At 68.6% G+C, this 18174-nt stretch carries 13 protein-coding genes; 4 read left to right on the forward strand and 9 right to left on the reverse strand.

Annotated elements, in window-relative coordinates:
* Positions 1-192 precede the first annotated feature (192 nt).
* From AC3ITM_RS14025 to hflK, 4 genes are all read right to left on the reverse strand, one after another.
* Positions 193-1485 carry an adenylosuccinate synthase gene (locus AC3ITM_RS14025; protein ID WP_038686937.1) on the reverse strand — a complete coding sequence of 431 codons (1293 nt, stop codon included), beginning with the start codon at positions 1483-1485 and terminating at the stop codon, positions 193-195.
* Between the two features lie 283 nt (positions 1486-1768).
* On the reverse strand, positions 1769-1954 hold the full coding sequence (locus AC3ITM_RS14030) for a DUF2065 domain-containing protein (protein ID WP_489265811.1): 186 nt from the start codon (positions 1952-1954) through the stop codon (positions 1769-1771).
* Between the two features lie 89 nt (positions 1955-2043).
* On the reverse strand, positions 2044-2907 hold the full coding sequence (hflC, locus tag AC3ITM_RS14035; protein WP_489265813.1) for a protease modulator HflC: 864 nt from the start codon (positions 2905-2907) through the stop codon (positions 2044-2046).
* On the reverse strand, positions 2904-4031 hold the full coding sequence (hflK, locus tag AC3ITM_RS14040; protein WP_489265815.1) for an FtsH protease activity modulator HflK: 1128 nt from the start codon (positions 4029-4031) through the stop codon (positions 2904-2906). Before hflK ends, hflC begins: the two co-directional genes overlap by 4 nt.
* Before the next feature lie 150 nt (positions 4032-4181).
* Between hflK and AC3ITM_RS14045 the strand changes: the two genes are divergently transcribed.
* Positions 4182-5177 (forward strand): YhdH/YhfP family quinone oxidoreductase, encoded by a 996-nt coding sequence (locus AC3ITM_RS14045; RefSeq protein WP_489265817.1) that lies wholly within the window; start codon positions 4182-4184, stop codon positions 5175-5177.
* An 89-nt stretch (positions 5178-5266) separates the two neighbouring features.
* Positions 5267-5650, forward strand: coding sequence for a twitching motility response regulator PilH (gene pilH / locus AC3ITM_RS14050; protein ID WP_228884208.1), 384 nt, complete (start codon positions 5267-5269; stop codon positions 5648-5650).
* A 105-nt stretch (positions 5651-5755) separates the two neighbouring features.
* Here the strand turns inward: pilH and AC3ITM_RS14055 are convergent, their stop codons facing one another.
* Positions 5756-6649 carry a DnaJ C-terminal domain-containing protein gene (locus tag AC3ITM_RS14055; protein WP_489265818.1) on the reverse strand — a complete coding sequence of 298 codons (894 nt, stop codon included), beginning with the start codon at positions 6647-6649 and terminating at the stop codon, positions 5756-5758.
* Between the two features lie 247 nt (positions 6650-6896).
* Between AC3ITM_RS14055 and AC3ITM_RS14060 the strand changes: the two genes are divergently transcribed.
* On the forward strand, positions 6897-7379 hold the full coding sequence (locus AC3ITM_RS14060) for a peroxiredoxin (RefSeq protein WP_489265820.1): 483 nt from the start codon (positions 6897-6899) through the stop codon (positions 7377-7379).
* 42 nt (positions 7380-7421) lie between these two features.
* Positions 7422-8018, forward strand: a complete 597-nt coding sequence (locus AC3ITM_RS14065) for a ferritin-like domain-containing protein (RefSeq protein WP_489265821.1) — start codon at positions 7422-7424, stop codon at positions 8016-8018.
* 12 nt (positions 8019-8030) lie between these two features.
* Here the strand turns inward: AC3ITM_RS14065 and pbpC are convergent, their stop codons facing one another.
* The 4 genes from pbpC to prpF all read right to left on the reverse strand — a co-directional run bounded on the left by pbpC (position 8031) and on the right by prpF (position 18139).
* Complete coding sequence (gene pbpC, locus AC3ITM_RS14070) at positions 8031-10406, reverse strand: penicillin-binding protein 1C (protein WP_489265823.1); 2376 nt, start codon at positions 10404-10406, stop codon at positions 8031-8033.
* A gap of 49 nt (positions 10407-10455) precedes the next feature.
* Positions 10456-15375, reverse strand: coding sequence for an alpha-2-macroglobulin family protein (locus AC3ITM_RS14075; RefSeq protein WP_489265825.1), 4920 nt, complete (start codon positions 15373-15375; stop codon positions 10456-10458).
* Between the two features lie 106 nt (positions 15376-15481).
* On the reverse strand, positions 15482-16936 hold the full coding sequence (locus AC3ITM_RS14080; RefSeq protein WP_489265827.1) for a bifunctional 2-methylcitrate dehydratase/aconitate hydratase: 1455 nt from the start codon (positions 16934-16936) through the stop codon (positions 15482-15484).
* A gap of 18 nt (positions 16937-16954) precedes the next feature.
* Entirely contained in the window at positions 16955-18139 is a 1185-nt protein-coding gene (gene prpF, locus AC3ITM_RS14085) for a 2-methylaconitate cis-trans isomerase PrpF (RefSeq protein ID WP_489265829.1), read from the reverse strand.
* Positions 18140-18174: the final 35 nt, after the last annotated feature.

Consider the following 18174-nt stretch of genomic DNA (forward strand, 5'->3'; position numbering starts at 1 on the left):
GGAACGACTTGAGGAAGAATCTATACCCATATTGGGTACGTTAATACCCATATTGGGTATTTGCAAGCTCACCTGCGGCCAGCGGCGTGGCCGGGGGCATGAAAAAGCCCCGCTTGCGCGGGGCTTTTCGATGCTGCGTCACGCGTGCCCGGCATGGGCTGCCGGGCATGGTTCGGCGCTACTGCGGTCGGCTCAGGCGAACGGGTCCTGCAGGACCATGGTGTGGTCGCGGTCCGGGCCGGTGGAGACGATGCTGACCGGGCAGCCGGCCAGTTCTTCCAGCGCGCGCAGGTAGGCGCGGGCGGCCGGCGGCAGGTCGTCCCAGTTGGTGATGCCGTGGGTGTTCTCGGTCCAGCCCGGGAACTCCAGGTACACCGGGGTGCACTCTTCCCAGCCCTGCGCGTCCAGCGGCGCGTATTCGGTGCGCTTGCCGCGGTATTCGTAGGCGATGCAGACCTTCAGCTTTTCCATGCCGTCCAGCACGTCCAGCTTGGTGATGCACAGGCCGCTGATGCCGTTGATGGCCACCGCGCGCTTGAGCGCGACGATATCCATCCAGCCGCAACGACGCGGACGGCCGGTGGAGGCGCCGTACTCGGCACCGCGGTCGCGGATGCCCTGGCCGACTTCATCGTCCAGCTCGGTCGGGAACGGGCCGCCGCCGACGCGGGTGGCGTAGGCCTTGGCGATGCCCAGCACGTAGTCGATCGCATCGGCGCCCACGCCGGCACCGGCCAGCGCGCCGCCGACGGTGGTGTTGGAGCTGGTGACGTACGGGTAGGTGCCGTGGTCGATGTCCAGCAACGCGCCCTGGGCGCCCTCGAACAGCACCCGCTTACCCTGCTTGCGCAGGTCGTGCAGGATGCCGGCCACGTCGGACTTCATCGGCTCGACGTATTCGCCGAAGGCCAGTGCTTCGTCGTAGGTCTTCTGGAAGTCGACCGCGTCGGTCTTCAGATAGTTGGTCAGCACGAAGTTGTGGTAGTCCAGCGCGGTACGCAGCAGTTCTTCCAGCTGCGCCGGGTAATGCAGGTCGGCGATGCGGATGCCGCGGCGCGCCACTTTGTCTTCATATGCCGGGCCGATGCCACGGCCGGTGGTGCCGATCGCCTTGCCACCGGCAGCGCGTTCGCGCGCCTGGTCCAGGGCGATGTGGTACGGCATGATCAGCGGCGCGGCCGGGGAGATCTTCAGGCGCGAACGCACTTCCACGCCGGAGGTTTCCAGCTCGGCGATTTCCTTCTGCAGCGCAGCCGGGGAGATCACCACGCCATTGCCGATCAGGCACAGCGCGTCGGCGCGCAGGATGCCCGACGGGATCAGGTGCAGCACGGTCTTCTTGCCATTGATGACAAGGGTGTGGCCGGCATTGTGGCCGCCCTGGAAACGCACGACGGCACCGATTTCCTCGGTGAGCAGATCGACGATCTTGCCCTTGCCTTCATCGCCCCACTGGGCACCAAGCACTACGACAGACTGACCCATGACGGGCTCCTCATATGTTGCGGCCATCGGGGCCGCGGACGGGTAGACCGTGGCGGGGCTGGCCAGCGCGGTGATGGCGGCTCCAAACGGGGAGCGGCCGGCGATGGAAGGCCCAGACACGGAAAAAGCCGAACGGGGAGGCCCGTCCGGCTTTTGTGCATTATCCGGGTTTCCGGGGTCCGGTGCCACCCTCCCGGCGGGTGGCTTCATGGGGCGGTCAGGGCCGGCCGGTGATGGGCGGTAGTGCCGACCGCTGGCCGGCTCCCCGGGATTGTCGGGAACCCTAGTGCTTGAGCCACCACAGGGTGATCAGCCCGGCCAGCAGGATCACCCCGCCCCAGGTTCGCAGGGTGGCGCTGCGCAGCATCAGCAGTTGTTCGGCCATGCGCTTCCAGGCCAGCGGGGCGGCGAACAGGAACAGGCCTTCAAGCACGGCAACCAGGCACAGCGCCGAGAACAGATCTTTCATGGACAGGCTTCCGGAAAAGCATGGGGCCCGGCTGTTGGCCGGGCCCCGTGGTGTCAGGATCGAGCAGGCTCGACCCTGGCGGTGACGACTCAGCGATCGTTCTTGAGGTACTGCAGGAACGGGTCGTTCTTGTCGAGCACGATCACGCCGTTGCCGTCGGTCATGGAGCTGCGGTAGGCCTCCAGGCTGCGGTAGAAGGCGTAGAACGACGGGTCGGCCGAGCCGGCCTTGCCATAGATGCGGGCCGCTTCGGCATCGCCGGCGCCACGCAGCTGCTGGGCGTCGCGTTCGGCCTGTGCCACCAGCACGGTGCTGTCGCGGTCGGCCTGGGCACGGATGGTCAGCGACTGCTCCTCACCCTCGGCGCGCAGCTTGGCGGCCTCCTGCTTGCGCTGGGCGCGCATGCGCTCGTACACATCGTTGATCACCTGGCTGTCGGTGGGCAGGTCGATCTGCTTGATGCGCAGGTCGACGATCTCCATGCCCAGTTCCTTGACCGCCTTGTTGATGCCGGTCAACTGGTTGGCGATCAGTTCGCTGCGGTCGCCCGACACCAGCTGCTGCAGGGTGCGCGAGTTGATCTGGTTGCGCAGCGAGTCGGTGATGATCGGCGCCAGGCGGGCGTTGGCCAGGGTCGCATCGCCGCCGGTGGCGCGGTAGTAGCTGCGCACGTCGGAGATCCGGCCGATGGCGAAGAAGTCCACGCTGACGTCCTTCTGCTCGGCGGTGAAGTAACGCGCCGGCGCGGTGTCCAGCACCTGGAAGCGGCGGTCGAACACGCGCACCGATTCCACCAGCGGCACCTTGAAGTGCAGGCCCGGCTTGATGTCCGCACGGACCACCTTGCCCAGGTTCAACACCATCGCGGTCTGGTCCTCACGGACCACGTACACCGAACCCAACAGGGCCAGCAGGGCGGCCACGGCCAACCCGATCCACAGTGAACTCTTCATCGGCTGACTCCTTCACGACCGGTCGGTCGGGTGGTCGGGCGCTCGACGTTGCGCACGCCATCGACCGGGGTGCTGGCCGGCAGCGAGGGCAGCATCACTTCGGGGGTGACCGCCGGGGCGGCAGTGCCGGCGGCGCCGGTGCGGGCATCGCCGGGCATCGGCACATAGATCAGCTGGCGGCCATCGCCCCCGATGATCTTGCGGTTCTGCGACAGCACCTGTTCCACCGTTTCCAGCCACAGCCGCTTGCGGGTGACTTCCGGGGCATCCTTGTACTGCACCTGCAGCAGGCTGAAGCGTTCGGCATCACCCTGCGCCTTGGACACCACCGCCTGCTTGTAGCCTTCGGCGGTGGTGCGCGCACGCGACGCCTGGCCGCGCGCTTCGGGCACGACCTTGGCCGCGTAGGCCTGGGCTTCGTTGATCAGGCGTTCCTTGACCTGCTGGGCACCGTTGACCTCGTCGAAGGCCGGCTTCACCTCTTCCGGCGGGCGCGCATCGGGCAGGGTCAGGCCGGTCACGACCAGGCCGGTCTGATAGGCCTTCAGCGAGGCCTGCAGGCGCTCTTCGGCGACCACGGCCAGCGGGCCGCGGTTGTTCAGCACGGCATTGAGATCGGCACGGCCGACCTGCTCACGCACCGCGCTCTGCGCCGACTGCTCCAGCACCTGGTCGGCCGAGACCGAACCGAACAGGTACTTCTGCGGATCGGCGATGCGGTACTGCACGTTGACCGAGACGTTGACGATGTTCTCGTCGCGGGTCAGCACCGGTACCTGGCTGCTGAAGGTCTTGATCTGGGTGGCGTTGACCTTGGTCACCGACTCGATCGGCCAGGGCAGCTTGAAGTTCGGGCCGGGCCCCAGGATCCGCGAGAACTGGCCGAAGCGCAGCACCACGCCACGCTGCTGTTCGCCGATCAGCTGGAAGCTGGAGAACAGCACCAGCAAGACCACCGCGACCGCCACCCAACGCAGGATGCCGCCATCGAACAAATCCTTCAGAGGACCGGGCAAACCGCCCCAGCCGCCGCCACTGCCGCCACCGCGGGGACCAAACGGCCCTCGTCGATTCTCGTCGGGGCCTTGTCCGCCCTTGTTGCCGCCGGGTGTATTCCAGGCCATGCACGCTCCATCAGAGGTAGGGTTGCCTGCGGGTCATTCCGCACCGTCAACCGTTGAATCCTGCTCGATTCTACTAGATGGGGCAGTTCGACAGGATTGGAAGGGGGGATCGGGCGTATCGTGTCGTTTTCCTCCCCGTCAGGCATCTTCATGGCTATTCCCGACCGGTTCAACGCCTTCCGCATCCACCACGACAGTGGCGGCCACCGCAGCGGGCTGGAACCGATCGGGCTGGACCAGCTCAGCCCCGGGCAGGTGGTGATCCGGGCGCAGTGGTCCTCGGTGAACTACAAGGACGCCCTGGCCGGGACCGGCAGCGGCCGGATCCTGCGCCGCTTCCCGCTGGTCGGCGGCATCGACGTGGCCGGCACCGTGGTGGCCTCCACCGACCCGGCCTTCAGCGAGGGCGATGCGGTGCTGGCCACCGGCTGCGGGCTCAGCGAGACCGTGGATGGCGGCTACAGTCAGTACGTGCGGCTGGACGCGGGCGCGGTGATCGCCCAGCCGGCCGGGCTGGACGCCCGCGAGGCGATGATCCTGGGCACGGCCGGCTTCACCGCCGCGCTGGCCCTGCTGCGCCTGCTCGACAACCGGCTGACCCCGGCGCATGGCCCGCTGGCGGTGACCGGGGCCACCGGCGGGGTCGGCTCGCTGGCGGTGGATATCTTCAGCCGCGCCGGTTTCCAGGTGCATGCGATCAGCGGCAAGGCCGACCAGGCCGACTTCCTGCGCGGGTTGGGCGCCAGCGAAGTCCTGCCGCGGGAGGCGCTGGCCACCGGCAAGCCGATCGCGTCGGCCCGCTTCGGCGGCGGCCTGGACAATGCCGGCGGCCCGATGCTGGCCAGCCTGCTGGCGCAGACCGTGCCCTACGGCAGCGTGGTCAGCGCCGGCCTGGCCGCCAGCCCGGCACTGGACATGACGGTGATGCCGTTCATCATCCGCGGCGTGTCGTTGCTGGGTGTGTCGTCTTCGTCCGCACCACGCGCGCTGCGCGAGCTGGTCTGGGAAAAACTGGGCGGGCCCTGGAAGCCGCGCCACCTGGACGCGATCTGCACGCGTGAAGTCGGCCTGGACGGACTGCCCGCGGTATTTGAACAGATGCTCGGCGGCGCCTCGCTGGGCCGCACGGTGGTGCGAATCGACTGAGCGTCGCAGGCAGGCGACGGACGGCAGCATGGGCGCTTCCCGCCCATGCGAGCGCGGCACTACACTGCGGGCATCACTCGGGGAACAACATGGCACGCATTCTGATCGTCGACGATTCACCGTCGCAGCTGCTGGGGATACAGCGCATCGTCGAGAAGCTGGGGCACCAGATCCTGACCGCCACCGATGGCGCGGCCGGGGTCGAAGCGGCCAGGGCCCAGCTGCCCGACCTGGTGCTGATGGATGTGGTGATGCCCAACCTCAACGGCTTCCAGGCCACCCGTACGCTGGCCCGTGATGCGGCCACCAAGCATATCCCGGTGATCCTGGTGACCACCAAGGACCAGGACACCGACCGCATGTGGGGCATGCGCCAGGGCGCCAAGGCCTACATCACCAAGCCGTTTTCCGAAGACGAGCTGTCCGAAGTGCTGGAGCGGGTATTCAGCAGCCAGGAACCGCCGGCGGCGTAGATGCCGACCGTTGGCCGGCATGCGGTAGGTACCGACCGTTGGTCGGTACGTTGGTTGACCGTTGGTCGGTACGTTGGTTGACCGTCGGTCGGTACGCCGGTTGAATCAGACCTTCTCGCCGAACGCCTTGGCCAGCGCCTTGTAGGCCTTCTTCTGCGCTTCCTCGGTAGGCGCCGGGGCGACGATTTCCAGTTCGATGATCTGGTCGCCATCGGGATTGCCCGGCAGGCCACGGCCACGCAGGCGCAGCTTGCGCCCGGCGTCGGATTCGGCCGGCACCTTCAGTTCCACCGCCCCGCCCAGGGTCGGCACGCTGATGCTGGTACCCAGCGCGGCCTGCCACGGGGTGACCTGCAGGGTGTACAGGATGTTGCGGCCGTCCACCTCGAACTGCGGGTGCTCGGCATATTCCACTTCCAGCAGCAGGTTGCCGCCACCGGTGCCCTGCCCGGCCAGCCGGATCACCTGGCCGGGGCGGATGCCCTTGGGCACGCGCACGTCCAGCTGCTTGCCGTTGACGTTGATGCGCAGGCTGTCGCCCTGGTGGGCAGCCTCCAGCGGCACCGACAATTTGGCGCGGGTATCACGGGTGGGCTGCGGGCCCTGGCTGGCGCCGCCGAAGCCGCTGGCGCGCCCGGCACCGCCACGCTGACGGGCGAACAGGCTTTCGAAGAAATCGCTGAAGCCACCGCCACCGGCACCGCCGCCAAACACTTCTTCGTAGTCGAAGCCCTGCCCACCGCCGTAGTTCGGCGGGGCATGGAATTCTTCGCCCGGGCGGTAGCCCTGGGCCTTGAGCTGGTCGTAGGCGGCGCGTTTCTGCGGATCGCGCAGGGCTTCATAGGCTTCGTTGACGGCCTTGAACTTGTCCTCCGCGCCGGCCTCCTTGCTGACGTCGGGGTGGTACTTGCGCGCCAGCCGGCGGTAGGCGGTCTTGATTTCCGCATCGCCCGCCGTCGGTTCCACCCCGAGCGTGGCGTAATAATCCTTGAATTCCATCCATACACCTCGAATAAGTTCGGTCGCCCGCGCCGGCGGGCACCGTCGGCGCAATTCTAGCCGCTGGCGGGGGCATTGCCGTGACGCCGGCCGAATGATCCTGCGCAATGCAGCGGCCATGCGGCCTGGCTAGGCTGGCCCGGCCGGCCTTTGCCAGGCGTGAGATGGGCATTGACCGGCGCTTTTCAACATTTTGACGCCATCCTCCCACCCGGCTTACTAGCCTGAGCATGTCAAAGGAGTCCGCATGAGCATCCACGTAGGCGACCGCATTCCCGAAGTCACCCTCAAGCGTATCGGCCAGGGCATCGAGACCCTGGACACGCTTGCCTTGTTCGACGGCCGCCGCGTGGTGCTGTTCGCCGTGCCCGGCGCCTTCACCCCGACCTGCTCGGCCCAGCACCTGCCCGGCTACGTGCAGCACTTCGCCGATTTCCGCCAGCGTGGCATCGACGTGTTCTGCATGGCGGTCAACGATCCGTTCGTGATGAAGGCCTGGGGTGAAAGCCAGCACGTGCCCGACGGGCTGCAGATGCTGTCCGACGGCAACGGCGAGTTCACCCGGGCGCTGGGCCTGGAGATGGATGCCAGCAGCTCCGGCATGGGCCTGCGCAGCCGCCGCTTCGCGCTGCATGTCGATAATGGCGTGGTACGCCAGACTTTCATCGAGGAGCCGGGCCAGTTCGAAGTGTCTTCGGCCCAGTACGTGCTGGCGCACCTGCCCAGCTAGACCCACGCAACGAATCCACGCAACGAAGGAAACCGGCCAGCCATGTCAACGCCAGCCAAGCAGACCCCGCCCAGCCACTCCGCTCCCGCCGCCACCGGCGGCCACCCACCGGGCATCAGCGATACCGCCAGCCTGCGCGCCCGCGCGCGCCGCAACATCGAAGACGGCGCGATCACCGCCAGCTACGGTGCCGACCGCGAGGCGGTGATCACGCTGCTCAACGCTGCGCTGGCCACCGAGTATGTGTGCGTGCTGCGCTACTACCGCCATTACTTCATGGCCAAGGGCATGCTCGCCGATGCGGTCAAGGCCGAGTTCCTCGAACATGCCCAGCAGGAACAGGCCCACGCCGGCAAACTGGCCGAACGCATCGTCCAGCTTGGCGGCGAACCGGACCTCAACCCCGATACGCTGACCGCGCGTTCGCACGCCGAGTACAAGGAAGGCACGGACCTGCGCGACATGGTCCGCGAGAACCTGATCGCCGAACGCATCGCCATCGACAGCTACCGCGAGATGATCAACTTCGTCGGCGACAAGGACACCACCACCAAGCGCATCCTCGAAGAGATCCTGGCCCAGGAAGAGGAACACGCCGACGAATTCGCCGACCTGCTGGACGGCTGGATCGGGGAATAACGCCGGCGTACATCACCGCAATATCCGGAACCGTACCTGCGTCCAGGCACCGTCGGCAGCCAATGCGGTCAGGGTGTGCTCGCCGGCTTCGTCGAAATCGCGCTGGAACAACCGCGCCCCTTCGGTCCGCGCGATCCAGCGCCCATCCAGCAGCCAGTCCACGCTGTGTTCATTGCCCAGCGCACGCAGCTGCAGGCGCACGCCATGCTCGGCATTGGGCGCGCGCGCCAGCGTGGCGCGGTCGTTGAGCCCTTCGATATGCAGGCTGCCGCCACTGTCGCGGCCATCGTCGTTGCAGTCGGGCGACAACGCCGGCAGCTGCGCCGCGCGCCGCTGTGCCAGCGGCAACCACGGCGACACCAGCGCCGGCCAGCGGGCGATCTCGCGCACCTGGGTCTCATGCGGCAGCCGGCAATCCGGCGACAGCCGCAGGCCGGTGCGCGCGTCCACGTTGAAGCGCTGGCGGCCGGGCTGCCACAGCCGCGCGTCGCGCTCGGCGAAGGTGGGCGGCACCACGCCGTCCAGCACGAAGGCCTCCAGGCGCCGTTGGCACAGCGCCGGCTCGGTGTGCGTGGCCAGCTCACCGGTGGGCCAGCAGACCTCTTCGCGGGTCACGCTGGGCGGCATCGGCGCGCCACTGGCATCGCCGCCCTGCCGCGGCAGGCTGTCGACCACTTCAAACATCAGCGGCAGTGCGGTGACCGCCCCGTACTGCCCCGGCAACGGGGTGCCGTCCGGCCGCCCCACCCACACGCCCACGGTGTAGTGGCGGGTACTGCCGATCGCCCAGGCGTCGCGGTAGCCGTAACTGGTGCCGGTCTTCCAGGCCACCCGCGGGCGGCCGGTGACATCGAAGGTGCCGCTGCCGTAACCGGGCCGCGGGTTGGCCTCCAGCACTTCACGGGTGATCCACGCCGCGCCCGGCGACATCAGCCGGCGTTCGATCACCGCATCGTCGGCGGTGTAGCGCACGCGCCCGGCGATGCCGTTGCGGTTGAGCGCGGCGAACGCACCGACCAGGTCTTCCAGCCGTGCGCCGGTGCCGCCGAGGATCAGCGACAGGTTCGGCGCGCTGCCGCGCGGGAAGCGCAGGTTGATGCCGGCATGCGACAGACGCGCGGCGAACCGTGCCGAACCGACCCGGTCAAGCAGGTCCACCGCCGGCACGTTCAACGACAGCCGCAAGGCGGTGGCCGAACTGACCGGGCCGTTGAAGGCGGCATCGAAGTTGCCCGGGCGGTAGCCGCCGAAACTCTGCGGCGCATCCACCATCAGGCTCTCCGAATGGATCAGCCCATCGTCCAGCGCCATGCCGTACAGGAACGGCTTGAGGGTGGAACCGGGCGAGCGCCAGGCCTGCACCATGTCCACGTGGCCGAGCCGCTGCTTGTCGCCGAAGGCCACCGAGCCGACATAGGCGCGCGCCTCCAGCGTGCGGTTGTCCAGCACCAGCAATGCCGCCGAAGTGCGCTCGGGCAACTGCGAAAAATACGAGGACACGCGCTCTTCCAGGGTGCGTTGCAGGCCGATGTCCAGCGTGCTTTCGATCCGCGCCGCGCGCGGCTGCGACGTGCGCAGGCGCTGGGCCAGCAGCGCGGCATGCAGCGGCGGCTGCAGCGCGCGGGTCACCACCGCCTCGATGCGCGCATCGTCGACCTCCTCGCGCGACCACACGCCCAGTTCGGCCATGCGCTCGAGCACCTTATCGCGCGCCCGTTGCGCCGCCTCGGGATGGCGGTCCGGGCGCAACCGGCTGGGCGCCTGCGGCAGCACCGCCAGCAGCGCCGCCTCGGCCTGCGACAGCCGCGCGGCCGGTTTGCCCAGGTAAGCCCAGCTGGCCGCTTCCACGCCTTCGATGGTGCCACCGTAAGGCGCCCGCTCCAGGTACAACGCCAGGATCTGCGCCTTGCTCAGGTGCACTTCCAGCTGGACCGCACGCAGCAGCTGCTTGGCCTTGCCCCACGGCGTGCGCGTGTGCGGGTCGAGGATGCGCGCCACCTGCATGGTCAGGGTGGAACCGCCGGACACGATGCGGCCCTCCAGCAGCCATTGCCGGCCGGCACGCAGCAGCGCCCACGGGTTGACCCCGGGATGCCGCCAGAACCAGCGGTCCTCGTAGTTCAGCAGTGCCTGCAGGAACAACGGCGACACGCTGTCGGCCGAGGCCGGGTAGCGCCATACCCCGTCGCCATCGGCAAACGCGCGCAGCGGGGTGCCGTCGCGGGCCACCACCAGCGTGCTGGTATCGCGCTGCCGGGGCAATGGCGGCGGGAACGCCAGATCCAGCACCAGCAGCAGCGCCAACAGTGCCGCGCTGCCCCAGCGTAGCAGCGGCCACAGCCAGCGCCGCGCCAGCGGCGTCAGGCGTTTGCGAAGGAAGGACGTCATGGTTACCGGACTGCGCGGGCCACCGCCTCGGCGATGGCCCGCACCAGGTTCAGGGCTGGACCACGGTCATCGTGGTCGGGTTGCTGCGCCCCACCCCACGCAGGTCGGGACGGTACATGTCCTCCACCAGCGGCGGCGGCACCGTGTAGGTGCCCGGGGTGACCGCACGCACCAGGTAGAACACCTTGGCGGCATTGCCCTTGGACAACTTCAGCGCGGCCACGTAGCGGTCGTCGCGGAACTCCTCGTGGCGCACCGTCGCCGCATCGCCACGATCGTTGACGCTCAGGCCGTCCACCACCACGTCGGCCCACTGCTTGGCATCGCCCAGGTTGAAGTTCTCGATCTCCAGGCCGGCCGGCAGCAGGTCGGTCAGCAGCGCATCGGGCATGTCCAGGCCGGCGGTGATGCTGACCCGCACGATCAACGCCTCGCCTTCCTTGAGCGCACGCGGCGTCCACGGCTTGCCGTCGGTGGTGTACCAGGTGCGTTCCACGCCCAGGGTGCGGTTGTCCGGCTCGGGCGCGGTGCGCGGGATGCCGGCCACTTCCAGGCTGGCGAACATCGGCGGCTCGCCCTGCGGGCTGAAGCGCACGCCCTTGGCCAGGGCGGCGTAGTCGAAGCTGCGCCCGAACATGCGGCGCGCGGCGATCGCTTCGACCTGGCCGCCCACGGCCAGCTCGCCGGAGACCAGCTTCTTCTGGTTGGCCGCCAGCGCCTTGCCCAGCCGCGCGATGGCGACCTGTTCCTGGGTGCTCAGCCACATCCAGCCGCTGCTGCGGCGGGCCTCCAGGTTGCGGCCCAGCTCGACCGCACGGGCATCGTAGACCGGCTTGGACAGCTTGCGCTCGTGCAGCAGCGCGATCATCAGCGCGTCATCGCGCACCGCGCTGCCGTAATCGCCGAAGTACTGCGGGCGGGCGCCGCTGCTCTTGGCGAAGCCGGCGGCAATGGCCGCATCGCCGCGCTTGTGGTCGCCCTGCAGCGACAGCGCGATGCCCAGGTGCACCAGCGGCAGCCCGGTCAGCGCCTTGCCACGCTCGTTGTCGTACAGCGCGCGCAGCGTGCCCAGCGGGGCGCGGTTGACCCGGGCCAGCACGTAGCCGGCATAGGCCTGGTTGGCGAACTTGAGGTTCTCGCGGCGGTCCTCGCCGTAGAACTGGTTGCCGCCGGACAACAGGTCCTCGCTCAGGCGGTTGAGCGCCTTCTGCAACACGTTGTCGGGCACGGCGAAACCGCCGTCCTTGGCATCGAGCAGGAACTCGGCGATGTACGGGGTCAGCCACGGATTGACGTAGCCGTCATCGCCCCACATCGAGAAGTTGCCGTTGGCCACCTGCATCGACGCCAGCCGGCCGAAGGCGCCTTCCATGCGCTCGCGGCGGGCCTTGGCATCCAGGCCGTCGGCACCGAGCATGGCCGAGGTGGCCTCGTCCAGCATCAGCGCGGCATAGCCCTTGCTGGTGGTCTGTTCGGCGCAGCCGTAGGGGTACTTCAGCGCACCGTTGAGCGCGCTGGCGAACGGAATCGGCGGCAGCGCACTGACCAGCAGGCGTGCGGTCACCGAATCGTCCATCAGGCCATCGGCCAGGCCGGTGCCCATCTCCACCGCCGCCAGCGGGTCCAGCGTGCGGGTCTGCGCGCGCAGCACCTGCGGCCAGGCCGCACGTACCGGCAGGTCGTAGCGGCGGTCCACCTTGAAGCCGTTGCCGTCCACCCGCACCCGCACCTTGGCCACGGTATAGCCCTCGCGCGCGCTCAACGGGAAGCTCAACGTGCTCTTGGCGTCGGCCTTGAGCTGCAGGGTGCGGGTCGGTTCGCCCAGGGTCAGCGGGCCGATGCCATCAACCTGCACCTTGAACTCGCCCGGCTTGCCGGTGAAATTCTGCACGTCCAGGGTGACCGTGCTGCGGTCGCCCGGCGCCAGTACCCGCGGCATGCTCGCTTCGGCCAGGATCGGCGCGCGCACCACCGTTTCCATGTCGCGCTTGCCGTACTGGTCATCGGCGTAGACCAGCGCGGAGATGCGCAGGGTGCCGTTGAAATCGGGCACCTTCAGCGCGATCCGGGCAATGCCCTTGGCATCGAGTTTGACCGGGCCGGAGAACAGGTCCACGGTCTGCACCCGCGCGGTCGGGCGCTTGGCCTGCGGCATCGCCGCCAGCGCCATGTCGCCGCCGAACTTGAGCTTGCCGCTGCTGCCGTCGAAGCTTTCGATCACCCGGCTGTAGATGTCATAGGCGTCCACGCCCAGGCGCCGCTGCGCGAAGAAGTGGCCGGCCGCATCGGGGACCGGGAAGCGGGTGATGTTGAGAATGCCCACGTCCACCGCCGACACGGTCACGTGCGCCAGCTTGCCGGCCAACTGCGGGGCGCTGACGGCCACCGGCAGGGTCTGCTCCGGGCGCATCTGCTTGGGTGCCGACAGGCCCACGGCCACTACCCGCGCCTTGCGCTCCATCGGCACGTGCACCACGCCGACCGCGCGGGCCGGGGTGATCTTGCTCGGCGCGCTGCCACCGCGGAACACCAGCGCGGTGATGTAGACATCGTGGCGTTCCCATTCGGCGGTGACCGGGATGTCGAAGCTGCTGCCCGGCTTGGCGTCGATCTCCTGCACGTACAGCATCTTGTCGCTTTCCACCATCAGGATGCCCTTGCCGGCATGCGGCGGGGTGACGGTGACGCGGACCTTGTCGCCGGCCTTGTAGCCGGTCTTGTCCAGGCCCAGCTTGATCTTGTCCGGGCGCGCATCCAGGCCGCGGTTGTCGTCGTTCCAGCTCCAGCCGGCGCGGAACGGATAGCGGCTGGTCAGTCCGGTAGCCGGGTCGAACACATCCAGCCGGTACTCGCCCCACTCCACCGGGAAGTCGACCGCGACTGCGGCCGTGCCGGCATCGACGGTGCGGCTGTCCTTGTTCTCGAAGCGGCGGGTGAAGTCGTAGTCCCAGCGGTTCTCGTTGAAGGTCCAGTGGTAGTCGCGCAGCTCGCGCACCAGGGTGACCTTCAGGCCCTTGGCCGGCTGCGGCTTGCCGGCCGCGTCCACCCGCATCAGCTCGAAGCGCGCGTTGCTGTTGGCATCGGCGCCGTCGTCGGGGTTGAACAACGGGCGCACGCCGACCAGCACCGGCGCCGGCCACATCACCCGCTTCAGGGTACGGGTGACGGTGCGGCCACCGGTCTCATAGACGCTGCCGGATATCACCACCGCCACCGGCGCGGTCGCCTTGACCTCGGCCGGCAGTTCCACGTCCTGGCGCAGCTTGCCGTCGGCCGGGAACTGCGTGTCGATCACATCGCGCGCCTGGCGCGGCAGTTCGATGGTGGGGTCGCCGAAGAAGTAGCCCGGCAGCGATTCCACCGGGGACTGTTCGGCGGCCACGGTCAGCCGCGCGGTGAAGCGGTTGCCGTCGGCCGGCGCACCGTACAGATAGGCCGCATCGGCGATCAGCTTGAGCGGCTGGCCCGGCTTGAGGGTCTTCTGCGCGCTGTCCAGGTCCAGCTTCATGCGCTCGGGCAGGAATTCCTCGATGCGCAGGGTCATGCCCTGGATGGCTTCCTTGCTGGCCGGATCGGTGCGGAACTCGACCTGCCAGCGGCCGGTCGGCGCCTCGACCGGAATGCTCTGCTCGAAGCTGAAATAGCCCTGCTCGCCCGGTTGCAGGCGGGTCTCGCGGAAGGTCTTGCCGTCGGGCTGCTTCAGGCGCAGGAACACCGGCTGGGCCTTGACCGGCTTGCCGTCGTTGTCGCGCAGCAGCGCGGAAATGCGCACGGTTTCGCCGGGGCGGTACAGGTCGCGGCCGGACCAGGCGAACACGTCGAACCAGGCATTGTCGCGCCCGGCCACGGCGAACTCGCTCAGGTCCAGCGCCGGCTGGTTGAACGGCAGCATCGAGGTATCCCCGCCGCTGCTGGCGATCAGCACGTGGCCGGCATCCAGGGTGTAGTTGAGCAGCGCGTTGCCGTTGCCGTCGGTGCTGCCCTTGAGCACCACCTCGCCCTTGCCATCGAGGATGCGCAGGTCGATCTTCTTCAGCGACGCCCCGCTCTGCAGCGAGGCGGTATGGACGAACAGCTTGTCCTTGTAGGCACGGGTATGCAGGCCGATGTCGCTGACGGTGAAGAAGGCGGTATCGAATTCGCTGTCGAACGAGCCGCTGCGCTTCATCACCGCAAAGTACAGGCCCGGTTCCTGCAGTTCCTTGATGTCCTGGGTGGGCAGGTAGGTCAGCACGCGTTCGTTCTGCTTGCCGCCCAGCACGAAGCGGTTGACGTAGACCGGCTCGGCCAGCTGCGACATCGGGGTCTTGTCGCCGTACTCGCTGTCCAGTTCCCAGCTGCCGCGGCGGCCGCCGCGCTGGTACTGGCTGAAGAAGTTCGGCAGTTCCTTCTCGCGCACGCGCAGGAACTCCACGTCCACTTCCTGCACGTTGACCGAGACCACCGGCAGGCCACGGCTGTCCTTGGCCGGCAGCACGCTGCCCTGCGAGGCGAAGCCGGCCACCGGCTTGAGTTCGCCGCTGAACACCTTCTGGCGCAGTTCCTTGCCCAGGCGGCTGCCATCGGCGGCCAGCAGGTCCGGCGAGACGATCAGGGTGAATTCCTTGGCCGCCTCCACGAACGGATAGCGCAGGGTCTTGCCGTCATCGGACAGGGTCCAGCTGCTGTCCTCGGTGCCGACCTTCTCGGCGAAGCGGACCAGCGTGTCGAAGTCCTGGGTGCCGACCAGCGGGCGCGAGAACTCCAGCGCCAGCGACAGGCCGTCGCTCTTCTGGTCGGGGAAGGCCCGCACCAGGGTGAACTCGGTGACCGCCTCGGCCTTGGCCGCGATCGGCGCACCGGACGGAGTCGGCAGCTGCCCGCTGTCATTGCGCTTGCAACCGCCGATGCCGATGGCCAGCCCGGCCACCAGCGCCAGGCCTGCGATTCCCTTCCAGCTCCACTGCCCGACCCGACTGCGGCTAGCCATGACGTCACTCCTTGATCAAGGCGGCCAGTATACGGCCAGCCGTCAAGGGGTTGACGGCCCGTCCGGCGGCATTGATGGCGCCGGGCGGCCGGGCAGCGCCCCGGCGCTAGGCCACGTACAGCTCCACATACTCATGCACCGGCATCGCCTCCAGCACCACCGGGTCCAGCGAGGCGTCCAGGATGCGGCGCTGCTGGCGGGTCGGGAAGGTGGCGGCCAGGTGGGCGCGGAACTTGTCCTCCAGCAGCGGGATGCCCTCGGCACGGCGGCGGGCGTGGCCGAGCGGGTACTCGACGGTTTCCTCCAGGGTGCTGCCATCGTTGAACACCACCGCCAGCGCGTTGGCGATGCTGCGCTTGGCCGGGTCCAGGTAGTCGGCGGTGAAGCGCGGCTCCTCGACGCAGGTGATCTTCGCGCGCAGCGCGTCGATGCGCGGATCGGCGGCCACGTCGTCTTCGTAGTCCTCGGCGACCAGCCGGCCGAAGATCAGCGCGATGGCCAGCATGTACTGCACGCAGTGGTCGCGGTCGGCCGGGTTATGCAGCGGGCCGGACTTGTCGATGATGCGCAGGCAGGCCTGCTGGGTATACAGGGTGATCTGCGCGATGTCCTCGCTGCGCCGGCCGGCCGCACGCATGCGCGCATGCACCTGCATCGCCGCCTCCACTGCGGTCTGGCCATGGAACTCGGCCGGGTAGCTGATCTTGAACAGTACGTTCTCCATCACATAGCTGCCGTACGGGCGCTGGAAGCGAAACGGCTGGCCGCCGAAGGAGACGTCGTAGAAACCCCAGGTGGGCGCGGTCAGCGCACTGGGGTAGCCCATTTCGCCGGCGGCGGCCATCAGCGACAGGCGCACCGCGCGGCTGGTGGCGTCGCCGGCGGCCCAGCTCTTGCGCGAGCCGGTATTGGGCGCATGCCGGTAGGTGCGCAGTGCCTGGCCGTCGACCCAGGCCAGCGAGACCGCGTTGAGCATGCGTTCGCGGTCCAGCCCGAGCAGGTGCGCCACCACTGCGGTGGAGGCGACCTTGACCAGCACCACGTGGTCCAGCCCGACCCGGTTGAACGCGTTCTCCAGCGCCAGGCAACCCTGGATCTCATGCGCCTTGACCATCGCGGCCAGCACGTCGCGCATGGTCAGCGGTGGCCGCCGCAGCGCCTGGGCATTGCGGCTGAGCCAGTCGGCGGTGGCTAGGATGCCGCCGAGGTTGTCGGAGGGATGGCCCCATTCGGCGGCCAGCCAGGTGTCGTTGAAGTCCAGCCAGCGCACCATCGTGCCGATGTTGAAGGCGGCCTGCACCGGGTCCAGCTCGAAACCGGTACCCGGCACGCGCGCGCCGTTGACCACCCGGGTGCCGGGTACCAGCGGGCCCAGCAGCTTGCTGCAGGCCGGGAACGCCAGCGCGGCCAGGCCGCAGCCCAGGGTGTCGATCAGGCAGTGGCGGGCGGTGGTGAACGCCAGCGGCGAGGCCACCTGGTAATCGCGCACGTAGTCGACGATGTCGGTCATGACCGCATCCCACGGCGGTCGCTGCTGCGCGTTGCTGTCGTGACCGGACATCCAGGCCTCCTGGTGGGCTTACAAGGTTTCGGCAGGCACCCGCACCGCCCCGTCCATCAGCACCCGGGCGCTGCGGCTCATGATGGCCCGGGTGACTGTCCACTGGCCGTCAACGATGCCAGCCTGCGCGCCCACGCGCAGCGTGCCGGAGGGGTGGCCGAAGGTCACCGCCTCGCGCTGCCCGCCACCGGCGGCCAGGTTGACCAGCGTGCCCGGAATCGCCGCGGCGGTACCGATGGCCACCGCGGCGGTACCCATCATGGCGTGGTGCAGCTTGCCCATCGACAGCGCGCGGGCATGCAGGTCGATGTCGCCGGCGGCGATCTGCCTGCCGCTGGAGGACACGTAGTCCTGCGCCGGCGCCACGAAGGCGACCTTGGGGGTGTGCTGGCGGCCGGCGGCCTGCTCGATGCTGTCGATCAGGCCCATGCGCACCGCGCCATGCGCGCGGATCGCTTCAAAGCGGGCCAGCGCCGCCTTGTCCTCGTTGATCGCCGGCTGCAGCTCGGTGCCGGTATAGCCCAGGTCGGCGGCGTTGAGGAAAATGGTCGGGATGCCGGCCGTGATCATGGTCACCTGGAAGCTGCCCACGCCGGGCACCTCCAGCGTATCGACCAGGTTGCCGGTCGGGAACATCGCCCCGCCCGGGCCGTCATCGGACGGGTCGAGGAATTCCAGCTGGATCTCGGCCGCGGGGAAGGTGACCCCGTCCAGTTCGAAATCGCCGGTTTCCTGCACCTGCCCGTCGACGATCGGCACGTGGGCCAGGATGGTCTTGCCGATGTTGGCTTGCCAGATCCTTACCGTGCAGGTGCCGTTGCGCGGCACGCGGGCCGGATCGATGAAGCCGTTGCTGATCGCGAACGGGCCCACCGCGGTACTGAGGTTGCCGCAGTTGCCGCTCCAGTCCACGAACGCGGTCTCGATGGCGACCTGGCCGTACAGGTAGTCCACGTCGTGCCCGGGCACCGACGCGGCGGAAATGATCACGCACTTGCTGGTGCTGGAGGTGGCCCCGCCCATGCCGTCGGTGTGTTTGGCATACGGGTCGGGCGAGCCGATCACCCGCATCAGCAGCGCATCGCGCGCCGGGCCGGGGCGCTGTGCGCTGGCCGGCAGGTCCTGCAGGCGGAAGAACACGCCCTTGCTGGTGCCGCCACGCAGGTAGGTGGCGGGAATGCGGAGCTGGGGAAGAAACGCCATGTCATCTGTCCTGGGTGGAAGACGGCCCGTTGCCG

This window comes from Stenotrophomonas sp. KH_029, from assembly GCF_057839765.1.